The 14,271-nt window shown below is 61.9% G+C and carries 12 protein-coding genes; 4 read left to right on the top strand and 8 right to left on the bottom strand.

Annotation, left to right across the window (positions count from 1 at the left end; genetic code table 11):
* Positions 1–39: 39 nt before the first annotated feature.
* From IPM89_14715 to IPM89_14730, 4 genes are read left to right on the top strand one after another with little or no spacing between them, the layout of a single operon-like run.
* The gene (locus IPM89_14715) at positions 40–2,328 is read left to right on the top strand and encodes a PAS domain S-box protein (protein ID QQS54059.1); all 2,289 of its coding nucleotides are present in this window, start codon (positions 40–42) and stop codon (positions 2,326–2,328) included.
* Complete coding sequence (locus IPM89_14720) at positions 2,325–2,714, top strand: response regulator (GenBank protein ID QQS54060.1); 390 nt, start codon at positions 2,325–2,327, stop codon at positions 2,712–2,714. Before IPM89_14715 ends, IPM89_14720 begins: the two co-directional genes overlap by 4 nt.
* Positions 2,711–3,892: a SpoIIE family protein phosphatase gene (locus IPM89_14725; protein QQS54061.1), complete on the top strand. Its 1,182-nt coding sequence runs from the start codon at positions 2,711–2,713 to the stop codon at positions 3,890–3,892. Before IPM89_14720 ends, IPM89_14725 begins: the two co-directional genes overlap by 4 nt.
* Before the next feature lies 1 nt (position 3,893).
* Positions 3,894–4,403: an STAS domain-containing protein gene (locus tag IPM89_14730; protein ID QQS54062.1), complete on the top strand. Its 510-nt coding sequence runs from the start codon at positions 3,894–3,896 to the stop codon at positions 4,401–4,403.
* Between the two features lie 28 nt (positions 4,404–4,431).
* Here the strand turns inward: IPM89_14730 and IPM89_14735 are convergent, their stop codons facing one another.
* The 8 genes from IPM89_14735 to IPM89_14770 all read right to left on the bottom strand — a co-directional run bounded on the left by IPM89_14735 (position 4,432) and on the right by IPM89_14770 (position 14,124).
* Positions 4,432–4,917 carry a L,D-transpeptidase gene (locus IPM89_14735; protein QQS54063.1) on the bottom strand — a complete coding sequence of 162 codons (486 nt, stop codon included), beginning with the start codon at positions 4,915–4,917 and terminating at the stop codon, positions 4,432–4,434.
* Complete coding sequence (locus tag IPM89_14740; GenBank protein ID QQS54064.1) at positions 4,902–5,384, bottom strand: CYTH domain-containing protein; 483 nt, start codon at positions 5,382–5,384, stop codon at positions 4,902–4,904. The genes IPM89_14735 and IPM89_14740 overlap by 16 nt, the downstream gene beginning before the upstream one ends.
* 70 nt (positions 5,385–5,454) lie before the next feature.
* The gene (gene trmL / locus IPM89_14745) at positions 5,455–5,919 is read right to left on the bottom strand and encodes a tRNA (uridine(34)/cytosine(34)/5-carboxymethylaminomethyluridine(34)-2'-O)-methyltransferase TrmL (GenBank protein ID QQS55954.1); all 465 of its coding nucleotides are present in this window, start codon (positions 5,917–5,919) and stop codon (positions 5,455–5,457) included.
* 23 nt (positions 5,920–5,942) lie between these two features.
* Complete coding sequence (gene ntrC, locus IPM89_14750) at positions 5,943–7,340, bottom strand: nitrogen regulation protein NR(I) (protein ID QQS54065.1); 1,398 nt, start codon at positions 7,338–7,340, stop codon at positions 5,943–5,945.
* Entirely contained in the window at positions 7,337–8,395 is a 1,059-nt protein-coding gene (gene glnL / locus IPM89_14755; GenBank protein QQS54066.1) for a nitrogen regulation protein NR(II), read from the bottom strand. The genes ntrC and glnL overlap by 4 nt, the downstream gene beginning before the upstream one ends.
* Before the next feature lie 283 nt (positions 8,396–8,678).
* A complete protein-coding gene (gene glnA / locus IPM89_14760) occupies positions 8,679–10,088 on the bottom strand; it encodes a glutamate--ammonia ligase (protein ID QQS54067.1) in 1,410 nt (469 codons plus the stop codon).
* 266 nt (positions 10,089–10,354) lie between these two features.
* Entirely contained in the window at positions 10,355–13,561 is a 3,207-nt protein-coding gene (locus IPM89_14765) for a plasma-membrane proton-efflux P-type ATPase (protein ID QQS54068.1), read from the bottom strand.
* 227 nt (positions 13,562–13,788) lie between these two features.
* Positions 13,789–14,124: a YfdX family protein gene (locus tag IPM89_14770; protein ID QQS54069.1), complete on the bottom strand. Its 336-nt coding sequence runs from the start codon at positions 14,122–14,124 to the stop codon at positions 13,789–13,791.
* Between the last annotated feature and the right edge of the window lie 147 nt (positions 14,125–14,271).

The raw sequence follows: 14,271 nt of genomic DNA on the forward strand, positions 1-14,271 counted from the left end.
CTTGTCCCCCACCGATGCCGGAGGCTGTGGATTTGCCTGTTGGCCGCGCTGGTCGCAATCGGTGCCATCTCCCCTGGCGGCGGCATCGCCGAACCGTCGCCACCGGTATCGGTCAGCGCCGCCACCCCGCCACCGCCCAACCTCGCGGCAGCGCTTCCAGACGAGATAGCCACCACTCGTCGGAACGCCGATGCGCCACCTCCGAGCGCGGCGCACCAGAAAACCGGCCTGCTGGCGGCGGTGCTGCGCTATGCCTTCTGGATTCTGGGGTCGCTGGCGGCGATCGCGATCGCGACCTTGCTGTGGTCCTCGCTGCTGCAACGGCAAGTGACGCAGCGAACCCGGCAATTGCAGCGGGAATTGAACGAACGCCGGCAAGCCGAAACGGCTCTACGCGAAAGCGAGGCGCGCTTCCGCGACGTGACCGAAGCCGCCAGCGACTGGATCTGGGAGATGAACGACAACCTGCGCTTCACCTATCTATCGGAACGTTTTTACGCGCTGACCGGGATCGCTCCGCAGCATGTGCTTGGCCGCACCCGCTGGGAACTGGCAAGCGGGGACCTGGCCGGCAACCCGCAAAAGTGGCGGCGGCACCGGCAATTGCTGGAACAACGCCAGCCATTCCGCGACTTCGTCTACCAAACCCGGCTGAGCGACGCTCACGACGAGGGCCGTTATCTCAAAGTCAGCGGCAAGCCGATTCATGACGGGGGAGGCCAGTTCCAGGGCTACCGCGGCACCGGCACCGACATCACCGAACAGGTCAAGGCGGAGATGGCGTTGCATGAAAGCGAGCTGCGGTTGCGGCGCATCATCGATCTGGTGCCACACATGATTTTCGCCAAGGATCGCTATGGGCACTTCCTGTTGGCCAATCGCGCCACCGCCGCGGCCTACGACATGAGCATCGAAGCACTGACCAATCACTCCCATCGTCTCGTTCACGGCGACGAGGAGGAGGTGGAACGAATGTTGGTCGACGACCTGGAGGTCATCGAAAGCGGGGTTTCCAAGCTTATCGCCGAGGAAGCCTTTACCGATCACACCGGCCACACCCGCACCATGCAGACCATTAAAATCCCCTTCGTCGAACCGGGCTTGAACGAAACCGCGGTGTTGGGCGTATCGATCGATATCACCGAACAGAAACACGCCAAGGAAGAAGTGGCCCGCATGCGGCTCTATCTCAGGAATATCATCGATTCGATGCCCTCGATCCTGATCGGCGTGGACCCCTGGGGCTACATCACCGTGCTGAATCAGCCGGCCGAGGAAGTGAGCGGCCTGTCGTGGGAAACCGCGCAGGGCCGCTTTTTCGGTGACGTATTCCCACAACTGGAAAGCCAATTCGAACAGGTGCGGCAGGCGATCCATCTCGGCCGACCGATCAAAACGCCGCGAATGACCTTCGACGTCGGCGGCGAACTGCACTACGCCGACGTGATGGTCTATCCTTTGATGGCGGAAAGCGCCGGTGGGGCGGTGATCCGCATGGACGACGTCACCGCCCGGGTCCGAATCGAATCCATGATGGTGCAGACTGAAAAAATGTTGTCGGTCGGAGGGCTGGCGGCCGGCATGGCGCATGAAATCAACAACCCACTCGGCGTGATCCTGCAGGGCAGTCAGAACATTCTGCGGCGCATCGACCCGGACAGGCCGCAGAACCGCGAGGCCGCCGCCGCCATCGACGCCGATTTGCATCGGATCAACCGTTATCTGGCGGAACGGGGCATCCTGCATTTCCTCGAAGGCATTCGCGAAGCCGGCGCGCGCGCCGCCAAGATCGTCGCCGACATGCTGTCGTTCAGCCGACGCAGCGAATCGCGCTTCGCCCTGGTGGACCTGGAAGACATGCTGGAAACCGTGCTGCGGCTGGCCGCCAGCGACTACGACCTGAAAAAAAAGTACGACTTCAGGCGCATCGCCATCGAACGCGATTACGACCCCGCGCTGCGCGTGATGTATTGCGACAAGACGGAAATCGAGCAGGTGATCCTGAATTTGCTCAAGAACGCCGCCCAAGCCATGGCCGACGACGGTACAGCGTCGCCAACCATCATCTTGCGCACCCGCCGCGAACCGGACGCCGTTTTGCTCGAAGTGATTGACAACGGACCCGGCATGGACCAAAAAACCCTTAACCGAATCTTCGAGCCCTTCTTTACCACCAAGGAGGTGGGGGCCGGGACGGGTTTGGGATTGTCGGTGTCCTATTTCATCATCACCGAGCAACACAACGGCCGGTTGTCGGTAAGCTCCAAACCGGGCCAGGGCACCTGTTTCAGCATTCGCCTGCCTTCGAACCGGGAGGCGCTACCATGAGCGCTTGGGTCTTGATTGTCGACGACGAGGAAATGATTCGGGAAAACCTGAAGGCCTACCTGGAGGACGAAGGCTGGCGGGTGGCGGCGTTTGAAGCCGTTGCTCCGGCTTTGCGCTGGCTGCGGGAAGGCACCTCCTGCCAAATCTGCATCATGGACATGCGCCTGCCCGACATGGACGGCAACACCGCCATCCGCATCCTGAATCACCTGTACCCCGGCATCGAATTCCTGATCCATACCGGGTCTTCCAGCTACAGCCTGCCCGACGATTTGCGAGCGCTGGGTCTGGATGATGACCGGATCTACCAGAAACCGCTGAACGACATGGCGCCGCTGGCGGCGGCGGTGCGGACCTTGGCGACGACGCGCGAGCCCCGGTCATGAGCGAGAGACCAGCGCGCATCCTGACCATCGACGACGAGCAGATAGTTCGCGAAATCCTCGCCGCCTACCTGGAAGACAGCGGGTTCGAGGTCACGCAAGCCCGCGATGGCTGGACCGGCGTCGAGATGATTCGCGACGAGCAACCCGATCTGGTGCTGTGCGACCTGCGGATGCCGGGCATGGACGGCCTGCAGGTGTTGGCCACGGTGACCCGCGAGTTCCCCGAACTGCCGATCCTGGTGGTGTCCGGCATGGGTGGCATGAGCGACGCCATTCAGGCGCTCAAGCTCGGCGCCTGGGACTATGTCACCAAACCGATCGAGGACATGGCGGTGCTGGAACACGCCATTGATCACGCCCTGGAGCGCGCCCGGTTACGGCGGGAAAACCGCGAACATCGCGAGCACCTGGAGGGGGTCAACGAACAGTTGCGGCAAACCGTGCGGCAATTGCGGGAAGACGAAGCGGCGGCACGGCGCATCCAGTTTCAGTTGCTGCCGGAAAACGACAAAATTTACCGTCACTACCGTTTTAGCCGCCACCTGCTCACCTCACAGTATCTCAGCGGCGATTTCGTGGATTATTTCGTTATCGACGGTGATCACCTGGGTTTCTACATCGCCGATGTGTCCGGGCACGGCGTATCGTCGGCCTTCGTGACGGTGATGCTGAAAAGCTACATCGGCCGCTACCGGGAACTGCACCGGCAAAACCGCGACCGGGGGATTCTCAACCCGGCGGAGACGCTGAGCCGCTTGAACCGGGAGATCTTCGGTTGCCACATGGACAAGTACCTGACCATGTTCTACGGCATTATCGAGTGGTCGAACAATTTGTTGCGCTACAGCAGCGGTGGCCAATTTCCCTTCCCGATCCTGTTCGACGGCCAGCAGGCGAGTTATGTCGGCAAGAAAAGCCTGCCAATCGGTCTGTTCGACTTTGCCAACTATCAGACTGAAACACTGCCGTTGCCGCCGCGGTTCGCCATGGCGCTGATCTCGGATGGCATCCTCGAAACCTTGCCGCAGGCCAGCCTGCGCGACAAACAGGCGTTCCTGCTGGAACTGATCGGCGGCACCGACCTCACCATCGACAATCTCATTCGGCAATTGGGTCTGGATCAAGCCGGCCCTTTGCCGGATGATGTCACCTTGTTGCTGATCACGAGGACGGAGTGAGATGGAGGCGGGCACGGCATTCTACGTCAAGCAGGGCACTGTTTACCTGATCAAGCTGGTCGGCGATATCCGCTACACCATGGGCTGCGCCCTGGGGGATTTCCTGGACGAGCTGTTCGCCCGCGCCGATTTCGACGACATCGTCGTGGACTTGACCGAAACTGACTCCATCGACAGCACCAGCCTGGGCCTGTTGGCCAAGATCGCCAACTTCAGCCGCGAGCACTTTTCCCGCAAGACCACCCTGCTATCCACCAACCCCGACGTCAACCAGGTGTTGGACACCATGGGGTTCTATGAAATTTTCAATATTCGCGACACCGGCGAAACCATCTCGGCGACCCTACAGGAACTAACGTCCCAGATTCCCTGCAACAAGGAAGATCTGACCCGTATCGTTTTCGAAGCGCACCGCACGCTCAGCGAGATCAATCCCCAGAACCAGCAAGCGTTCCAGGGCGTGCTCGACAACATGCGCTCCAAACTGGACTCGGAACCGGAATCAGACTGAGCTGGAAACATCATCCGACTTTGCCAATTCAGTCGGCGATGAACACCCGGTCGCCCGCCGCCACCCGCTCGAACAACTCCAGCAAATCCTGGTTCCGCATGCGGATGCAGCCGTGCGACAGGGGCACGCCCATGGGCGCGGTGTCCGGGCAAGCGTGAATGTAGATGAAACGGCGCAGAGTGTCGCATTCGCCGCCACGGTTACGGCCCGGCTCCAGCCCGGTCAGCCACAGGATGCGGGTCAGAATCCAGTCCCGCTCCGGATGACGAGCCGCCAGATCCGAACCGTACAGCTCGCCGGTCGGCCGCCGGCCGACGAAGACCGTATTCAACGGCTGTTCCGCACCAATGCGGATGCGGATACGGTGCCAGCCGCGCGGCGTGCAGCCACTGCCGCGCCGCTCGCCGGGGCCGTTGCGAGCGGTCGATACCGGGTAAACCATCGTCGCCCCGCTCTCTTCCAGCAGCGTCAGCCGCTGCTCGGGGATGCTGACCCGGATCAGCCGCTCGGACACGACCAGCTCCGGTAGGGATGGCGGGCCAGTTGCGAGTTGTAGTAGCGGATATCGTGCGAAACATCCGCGCCCAGCCAGTCGGGCCGGTCGAATGGCTCGTCGGCCCGGCTCAGTTCCACCTCGGCCACGATTAGACCGGCGTTGTCGCCTTCGAACTCGTCGATCTCCCACAGATGCCCGCCGCGACGCACGAGGTGACGGGTTTTCTCCAGCAGCGGCTGCTCGCACAGGGTATCGAGGATTTCCTCGGCCTCCGCCAGCGGGATGGGATATTCGTACTCGCTGCGCTGGATGCCCAGCGTCCCGCTCTTGACGTTTAAATGGCCCTGATCGCCGGCGACCCGCACCCGCACCGAGCAACGGGCATCGCTGGTCAGATAGCCCTGCCGCATCCGTACCGAGCGCTCGACCTCCCGCCGCCAGCGCTCATCGCGAACCAGAAATTTGTGTTCGATCTCCACCGCCATGATCTATATCCCGTCATTTTGGAATTCAGCGCGCATGGTAGGACAAGCGTCGGGTTTTGTGTATGCCGATTCAACCGGCGCCTGGAAATCCGCTTTGCCGCCACGCCTCGTAGACCACGACGGCGACCGCGTTCGAGAGATTCAGGCTGCGAACCCGCTCGCGCATGGGAATCCGCAGCCGGCATTCGGGCGGCAGCCCGGCCAGCACCGGTTCCGGCAAGCCGCGCGTTTCCGGCCCGAACAGCAGCGCGTCGCCGGCTTGGTAACCGATGTCGCTGTAAGCGCGGCGGCCCTTGGTGGTGAAGGCCAACACGCGCGCCGGCCGCAGTGCCGCCAGACAGGCGCTCAGGTCGGGATGAACGCGCACCCGCGCCCATTCGTGATAATCCAGTCCGGCCCGCCGCAACCGGCGATCTTCCAAGCGGAACCCGAGCGGTTCGATCAGGTGCAGTCGCGCGCCGGTATTGGCGCACAGCCGGATGATGTTGCCGGTGTTGGGCGGAATCTCCGGTTCGAACAGCAACACGTCGAACATGGGGGCGAACGGTACTGGGTTGCTCATTCCATCCGCAGATCCTTGATCTTGCGGGTCAGGGTGTTACGCCCCCAGCCCAGCAACCGGGCGGCATCCTGGCGGTGGCCGCCGGTCTGTTCCAGCGCCACCCGGATCAATACCCGTTCGAAGCTGGGCAGGGCGCTATCCAATAATTTCTGCTCGCCGCGAGCCAAACTCTGATTGGCCCACAAACGCAGTGCCGCTTCCCAATCGGGGCCGCCGCCGACCGCCGCCGGTCCGCGCTCCCGTAGATCCGTCGGCAAATCCTCCAGATGGATTTCCCGGCCCGAGGCCATGACCGTCAGCCAGCGACACAGGTTTTCCAATTGCCGAACGTTGCCTGGCCAATCCAGCTTGCCGAGATAAGCCTCGGTTTCCGGTCGCAATACTTTGGACTCGACCCCCAGTTCCAGAGCGGCCTGGCTCAGAAAATGCCGGGTCAGCAACGGGATATCCTCGCGGCGCTTGTTCAGAGACGGCAGTTGAATGCGAATCACGTTCAGACGGTGGTACAGGTCTTCGCGGAACAAGCCGTCGCGAACCCGCTGCTCCAGGTTCTGATGGGTAGCGGCGATCACTCGCACGTCCACTCGGGTCGGGGTGTGGCCGCCCACCCGGTAAAACTCGCCCTCGGCCAGCACCCGCAACAACCGGGTTTGCAGTTCCGCCGGCATGTCGCCGATTTCGTCCAGAAACAGAGTGCCGCCGTTGGCCTGCTCGAAGCGGCCCTGCCGACTCGTCTGCGCGCCGGTGAAGGCGCCGCGTTCGTGACCGAACAGCTCCGATTCCAGTAGATCGCGAGGAATGGCGGCGGTGTTGATAGCGATGAACGACTTGTCGGCGCGCGGGCTGTGGCGGTGCAGGGCACGGGCCACCAGTTCCTTGCCGGAACCGGATTCGCCGGTGATCAGCACGGTGATGTTGGAGCGCGACAGCCGTCCGATCGCCCGGAACACCTCCTGCATCGACGGCGCCTCGCCGATGATCTCCGGCAGTTGCTCGATCTGCTCCGGCGGGTCGGCGCGCTGGCGGCGTGTCTGGCAGGCTCGACGAATCAACGCCGCGGCTTCGTCCACGTCGAACGGTTTGGGCAAATATTCGAACGCTCCGCCCTGATAGGCGGAAACCGCGCTGTCGAGGTCGGAGTGGGCGGTCATGATGATGACCGGTAGATCCGGGGCCTGCTCGCGCAGGTGGGATAGCAGCTCCAGACCGCTCATGCCCGGCATGCGGATGTCGGCGACGATGGCGTCCGGCACACCCTGGCGGAGGGCGTCGATCGCTCCGACCGCGCTATCGAAGGAAGTAACCGTCATGCCGTCACGCTGCATCGCCTTCTCCAGCACCCAGCGAATGGCATGGTCGTCGTCGATGACCCAAATGTGTTCTTTCCTGCTCATCCGGTTTTGTCCAAGGGCAGCAACAGAGTGAAAACCGTCTCGCCGGGCCGGCTGACGCATTCGATCAGGCCGCCGTGCTGGTTGACGATGTTTTGGGCGATCGACAAGCCCAGGCCGGTTCCATCCGGGCGGCCGGTGATCATCGGATAAAAGATTTGTTCCTGCTGTTCGAGCGGAATACCGGGACCGTCGTCGATCACGTCCAGCCGCGCCACCAACTTGTAGCGCCGGGGACCGATGGTGTATTGACGTTGCACCCGAGTGCGCAGGGTAATGACACCTTGCCGGCTCAGGGCCTGCACCGCGTTGCGCACCACGTTGAGCACCGCCTGGATCAGCCGGTCGGCATCGCCCCACAGCGGCGGGATGCTGGGATCGTAATCGCGCTCGACGCGAATGCCGGGGTCGGCTTCCGCTTCCACCAGGGTGCAAACCCGCTCCAGAATTTCGTGGATGCTGACCTCGCCGTGGCTGGGCAACTGGTTCGGGCCGAGCATCCGGTCCACCAGATTGCGCAACCGGTCCGCCTCGCCGATGATGATGCCGGTGTACTCGCGCAGCGCCGGGTCTGGCAGTTCCCGTTCCAGCAACTGGGCCGCCCCCCGCAACCCGCCCAACGGATTCTTGATTTCATGGGCAAGATTGCGTACCAGCGCACGGGTCGTGTGGTGCTGCGCCAAAATATGCTCTTCCCGGTTGATGCGCAGCCGCCAGTCCACTTGCCGCAGCTCCAGCAACAGGTCGTTGGGCGGGTCGCGTTCCAATAGCGGCGCGGCGATGCAATCCACGGTCACGACGCGGCCGGGTTGCACCACCAACTGCAGTTCCCGCTCGATATAGGGATGACCGTTCTCCAGGCACTGCCACAAGCCGGCCACGAACGCTTCCGTGCCGACGATCAACTCCGAAAGCGCCAACTTGTGCGCCTTGCGAAAACTCAGTTCGAATAAGGTTTCCGCGGCCGGGTTCATGAACAGCACCCGCAGCCGCCGGTCCAGCACCAACACGGCGATGCTCAAACCTTCCACAACCCGACGATGGTAATCTTTCAGCACGTTTGCCTCGTTTTCCGGTCGCTGTCAGTCATTAAGCAAAAACAACGCCAATCTGACATAGGCGAAATCCATGCATTGCATTCCATGTTCACGGCACCGACACGGCATGGTCGGCGCGTCGTTGTTGCGCGCGACCCCAAACCATCGTTCTTATTATGCACCGTAATGGTGCGTTGAGGCGCTTCGATGAGTTGCCGCAGCCGGCTCAAACGGCGACGCCCCCAAAAGGGGGCGTCGCGTTTCCTCTGACCAGGCAATCCGGCTGCAATCGCAGCCCGGAATGTTACAGGCTGTAGTACATATCGAATTCGACCGGATGTGTGGTCATGCGCAGACGGGTCACTTCCGTCAGTTTCAATTCGATATAGGCATTAATCAAGTCGCTGGTGAACACACCGCCTTTCAGCAGGAACTCATGGTCATCCTTGAGGGCGCTCAGCGCTTCGTCGAAGTAGAAGCAGACTTTGGGGATCTGCTTTTCTTCCTCGGGCGGCAGGTCGTACAGATCCTTATCCATCGCATCGCCGGGGTGAATCTTGTTCTGGATACCGTCCAGGCCCGCCATCAGCATCGCCGCGAACGCCAGATACGGATTGGCGGTCGAGTCGGGGAAACGCACCTCGATGCGCCGTGCCTTGGGGCTCTGGACATACGGAATGCGGATCGAAGCGGAACGGTTGCGGGCCGAGTAGGCCAGCATCACCGGGGCCTCGAAACCCGGCACCAATCGCTTGTAGCTGTTGGTGGAGGCGTTGGTGAAGGCATTCAGCGCCTTGGCGTGCTTGATGATACCGCCGATGTAATACAGCGCCATCTCGGACAGGCCCGCGTACTGGTCGCCGGCAAACAGGTTGACACCGTCCTTGGAGATGGACTGGTGAACGTGCATGCCATTGCCGTTATCGCCAACCAGCGGCTTGGGCATGAAGGTCGCGGTCTTACCGTAGCTGGCGGCCACATTTTGAATCACGTACTTCAGGCGCTGCACTTCGTCGCCCTTGCGCACCAGGGTGTTGAACTGAACGCCGATCTCGGCCTGACCGGCGGTGGCCACTTCGTGGTGATGCACTTCGGGGATCAGTCCCATCTCCTCCATGGTCAGACACATGGCGGAGCGAATATCCTGCTGCGAATCCACCGGCGGCACCGGGAAATAGCCACCCTTGAGACCAGGGCGATGGCCGAAGTTACCGCCTTCGTAAACCCGTTCGGAGTTCCAGCCGGCTTCGGAGGAATCAACCTTGTAGGAACAGCCGCTGATATCGGCGCCCCAGCGAACGTCGTCGAAGATGAAAAATTCGTTTTCCGGTCCGAAGAACGCCGTGTCGCCGATGCCGGTGGATTTCAGATACGCCTCGGCGCGGCGGGCCAGCGAACGCGGGTCGCGCTCGTAACCCTGCATGGTGTTGGGCTCGACCACATCGCAAGTCAGTACCAGGGTCGGCTCTTCGAAGAACGGATCGATGCAGGCGGTCACCGGATCGGGCATCAAAATCATGTCCGATTCCTGGATGCCTTTCCAACCGGCGATGGACGAACCGTCGAACATCTTGCCGTCCTCGAACACATCTTCATCCACGGCGCTGACGGGCACGGTGACATGCTGCTCCTTGCCGCGGGTGTCCGTAAACCGATAATCCACGAACTTGACGCCCTTTTCCTCGATCAACTTCATCACTTCAGCAGCATTCATTGTCATTGATTCCTCGGGGTTCTCGGAAAAATCCGATCGGGATCGATCGGGTATCAAAACACACAACCGTCATCAGCACGAACCATGCCATGGCGGACATTCGCCAGCTTGACCACAAACCCCCTGTATTTCGAAACGCACCGATAGCACTTGCCGCCCAATAACAGTGCGATCAATTCTTTTTTGCACTGTTATTGGGCACAACCTCGCGCCAAATACACCGGCTCCGCCTTGGCGGCTCGGGCTTGTGGTTCGGAGCACAATGCCTACTCGGTGGCCGGCTGTACCGAGGTATTCGCATGTTTAAGGAACGCGCCGGCATGGGTCGCAAAGACCTGCGGGTGCCGGGCGCGGTGATCGATGACTCGATAGACCCCCAGCTTGACCCCATCCTGCACGACCATCCAGGCCAGGTTGTACACCCAGACCCAGCCGATCAGATCCCAGGGCAGCACCGGCACCAGCCAGCCGAAACCGCACATCAGCACCGCGAAGATCTGGGTACCGATCACCGCCCCCAGCAATTGCCAGGACGGGTGCGGCCGGGCCCAGAACGCCTTTTTGGTGCGGGTCAGCAACAGCAGCAGATGCCCGCCGACCAGCAGTTGCAGGAACATCATGGTTTGCAGATGCGCGGCATCCAGGTGCAAAACCTCCATGCCCAGCGCCAGCAGGCCAAAGCTCTGCGCCACCGCCAGCGCCCCCAGGGTGATCGATACCGCAAAGGTGCGTTCGCGATTCCAACGGACCGGCAGGGGATCGGGGTCGGTGTGGTCGTAGGCGATGCTCATGATCGGCACGTCGTCCAGCAGCGCCAGCGCCACCAGCATGATCGCGGTTAGCGGGAAGAAGCCGAACACGATACTGGCCAGCACCACGAACACCATGATGTCGATGCTCATGGCGATACGGTAGATGATGTAGCTCATCATCCGCTCGAAGATCCGGCGCGACTCCTCCACCGCATGGGTGATCACCGACAGACCCGGCGCGGTCAGCACCAGCGCGGCGGCGGCCCGGGCGGCGTCGGTGGCGCCGGAGACCGCAATGCCGACATCGGCCTGCTTGAGCGCCGGGGCGTCGTTGACCCCATCGCCGGTCATCGCCACGATGTGATCACCCTGTTGCAGGGCCTTGACGATGCCGTATTTGTGCTCCGGGAACACCTGGGCGAAACCGTCGGCTTCCTCGATCTGGCGGATGGCCGTCGCTGGCAACGCCCCATGCGCCACGCCCCCGGCGAATAGCGCTTCGGCCGCCCGGATGTGGGTACCGATGCCCAACTGTCCGGAAATCTGCTTGGCGATGGCGAGGTTGTCGCCGGTGACCATCTTGACCGCGATACCGTAGCGACCGGCTTCGGCGATGGTCGACGCGGAGTCTTCGCGGGGCGGATCGAATAGCGGCAAGATGCCCAGGAACACCCATTTCCCGCCGGCGTCGGTGCGGGCCACGCCCAAGGTACGAAAACCCTTGGCGGCGAATTCATCCACCGCCTGATCGGCCAGCACCTGCGTCTCACGATCCACCTGACACAATTGCATCACCACCTGCGGCGCGCCCTTGGTGACCTTGAAGGTTTGGCCGCCTTCATCCTGGACGGTGGCCTCGGTGCGCTTGCCGATGGGGTCGAACGGCGTGAACTGGGTCTGCCGGTAGGGTTTCAGGGCGCTGGCTTCCCCCAGCCCACCGATCACCGCCAGGTCGATGGCATCGTTGTTTTCCGCCTTGGAGGCCAGCGCCCCGGCCAGAATCAGCTCTTGCGCGGTGACGCCGAAGGGTTGGGCGTCGCCCAGGGTCAGCTGGTTCTGGGTCAGGGTGCCGGTCTTGTCCGAACAGAGGATATCGACGCCGGCCATTTCCTCGATGGCTTCCATGCGCGACACGATCGCCTTGAGTTTGGAGAGTTTCAGCGCGCCCAGCGCCATGGTGACCGACAGCACCGCCGGCATGGCCACCGGGATCGAGGCCACCAGCAGGATCAAGGCCAGCTTGAGCAGATGGAGGAACGAGGTGCCCCAGTACAATTCCACGGCCGCCAGCACCACGATCAGCGCCAGTGCCGAGAAAATCAGGAAGTTGCCGATCTGCAAGACCGATTCCTGCAAATGCGACTTGGCGCCGGCCGTTTCCACCAGCTTGGCGGTGCGACCGAAAAAGGTGTTGGCGCCGGTGCCGGTTACCACCGCGACCATCTCGCCCTGTTTGGCGACCGATCCGGAAAAGGCCGTGTCGCCCACCTTTTTGCTCGCCGGCAGCGATTCGCCGGTCAGCGCGGCCTGATCCACGCTCAGGTAGTCGCCCTCGAGCAGTTTCACATCCGCCGGGATGATGTCCCCCAAACGGATGCGGACGATGTCGCCCGGCACCAGGTCGCGGGCTTCGATTTCCCGCCATTCGCCGTCGCGCAGCACGCGCGCCTTGAGCGCCAGTTGGCCCTTGAGCGCGGCCAGGGCGCTGGTGGCGCTGGCTTCCTCGCGGAAGCCGATGATCGCGTTGAACAGCAGCAATGCCGTGATCACCAGAAAATCGTTCCAGTCCCGGGTCAGTAGCGACAGCAGCGCCGCCGCCTCGATCATCCAGGGAATCGGTCCCCAGAAGTAGGGCAGAATGCGCTGTAACAGCGTGACCTGCTTTTCCTCCAGGGCGTTCGGGCCGATCTCCCGTAACCGGTTCGCGGCTTCGGCGGCACTGAGCCCCTGGGTGTGGTCGGTATTCAGTTGGGTGAGCGTGTCCTCCACCGTCAGCGGGGCGTAGTCCACGACACCCTCGGCGGGAGCGACACCCTCAGCCGGCGCGGCGACTGGGGACGGGCGGCGGTATTTCCACCACACGATGCCGACCAGCAGCAACAGCAGAATCGGGATGCCGGCCCATTCTCCATCACGAAAGAGGCGTTGTTTTAGCGTCAGTCCAGCCGCTGTCGCTCTTGATTGCGACGCAGTTTCCAGCGCGGCGGGCGTGGCGGTTACCGCGGCGGGGACGGGCGTGGTGGTTTCCGGCGCGGGCGTGGGCGTGGCCACGGGGGCGGGCGTGGTTGGAATCGCCGCTTCGGGGGTGGGGGCAACCGGTTGCGCGGGAGCAACCGCGGCCAGTGGGGTGATGGGGGGGCAGACCAGGGCTTCACCGGATACGCGATGATTTTCCCATTCCCGCAACTGCCGCTCGAATTCTTGCGAAGCCTGTTCGCGGTTCAGCGCCGTGACCTGGGCCAAAGGTGGAATTTGCAGTTTCACCCCAATCTTCAAGGGAGAGTTAGCGTTGCAGGGGGCATCGAAGGCTTGGGGATTGGCCTTGAACAGGGCCAGCATGACTTGGTCGCGGCTGACGTCCTGACCGTAGTAGACGTGCTTGGCGATGTCCCAGAGGTCTTCGCCGCGCCTAACCGGACCGTAGGCATCCTGGGCCAAGGTGGGCAACGCGGTGGTCATTCCTAGGAGGAAGACGCCGGGCAATATAAATCGTGGGTTCATCAGCATTCTCCGTGAGAGCCCTTGGCTCCTTGAGCAATAAAAATAAAACCCCTCCCGGCAGGAAGGGTAGCGAGGTTAAGGAGTACTGATTGTTCGGTTACTTCTCCGGCTGTTTCGATGTGACCTCCGCTTGTTTCGAATACGCTGTGCTGGCGGCCTGCTTGCCGGAATTTGGCAATGTTTCCAGATAATCCACAAAGCGCCGCGAGTTGAGCACCCAGCCATCTTTAGCCTTCTTTAACGCCAGGTTGGCTTCGTGGTACTTGCCTTACGGCCAGCAGTTTCTCGGCATGATCCACCGCTTTGGTCGTCGGTTCGAGCGGCATGAACACAGCGGCCAGCGTCAATTGCAGGTCAAGCGGTCGTGGCACTTCGAGGGCTTGCTTGGCTTCGCCCTTTTTCAGATGCTCGTCCACGTTGTCGATTTCGGCCTTCTTTTCGGGCGTCAGGACATAGGCTTCACCCATCGTCAGTCGGGCATTGATGGGAGTCATCGGTCTCATGTCGCTGTGCTTCGATGGTTTGATCGCCACTTTGTCAGCATCCTTGGCGGCGACGGCCAATGCGCTTTTCGCCTGATCCAGGAGTTTGTGCGCTTCCTGGACTCACAATATTAAGACGAATCGCGCCCGAAAATGTATTAACCAAGGAACAGGTGATTGTGACTAACGGGCACTCTATAATGATCATACAAGCGTAACAAGAAAAAC

It is taken from the genome of Candidatus Competibacteraceae bacterium (assembly GCA_016699715.1).
Lineage (GTDB): Bacteria > Pseudomonadota > Gammaproteobacteria > Competibacterales > Competibacteraceae > Competibacter.

Coding starts and splice junctions, on each gene's coding strand:
- IPM89_14765 (QQS54068.1), bottom strand. CDS start 13,561: ATGAACCCACGATTTATATTGCCCGGCGTCTTCCTCCTAGGAATGACC.
- trmL (QQS55954.1), bottom strand. CDS start 5,919: ATGTTCGACGTGTTGCTGTTCGAACCGGAGATTCCGCCCAACACCGGC.
- ntrC (QQS54065.1), bottom strand. CDS start 7,340: ATGAGCAGGAAAGAACACATTTGGGTCATCGACGACGACCATGCCATT.
- IPM89_14740 (QQS54064.1), bottom strand. CDS start 5,384: ATGGCGGTGGAGATCGAACACAAATTTCTGGTTCGCGATGAGCGCTGG.
- IPM89_14720 (QQS54060.1), top strand. CDS start 2,325: ATGAGCGCTTGGGTCTTGATTGTCGACGACGAGGAAATGATTCGGGAA.
- glnA (QQS54067.1), bottom strand. CDS start 10,088: ATGAATGCTGCTGAAGTGATGAAGTTGATCGAGGAAAAGGGCGTCAAG.
- IPM89_14730 (QQS54062.1), top strand. CDS start 3,894: ATGGAGGCGGGCACGGCATTCTACGTCAAGCAGGGCACTGTTTACCTG.
- IPM89_14725 (QQS54061.1), top strand. CDS start 2,711: ATGAGCGAGAGACCAGCGCGCATCCTGACCATCGACGACGAGCAGATA.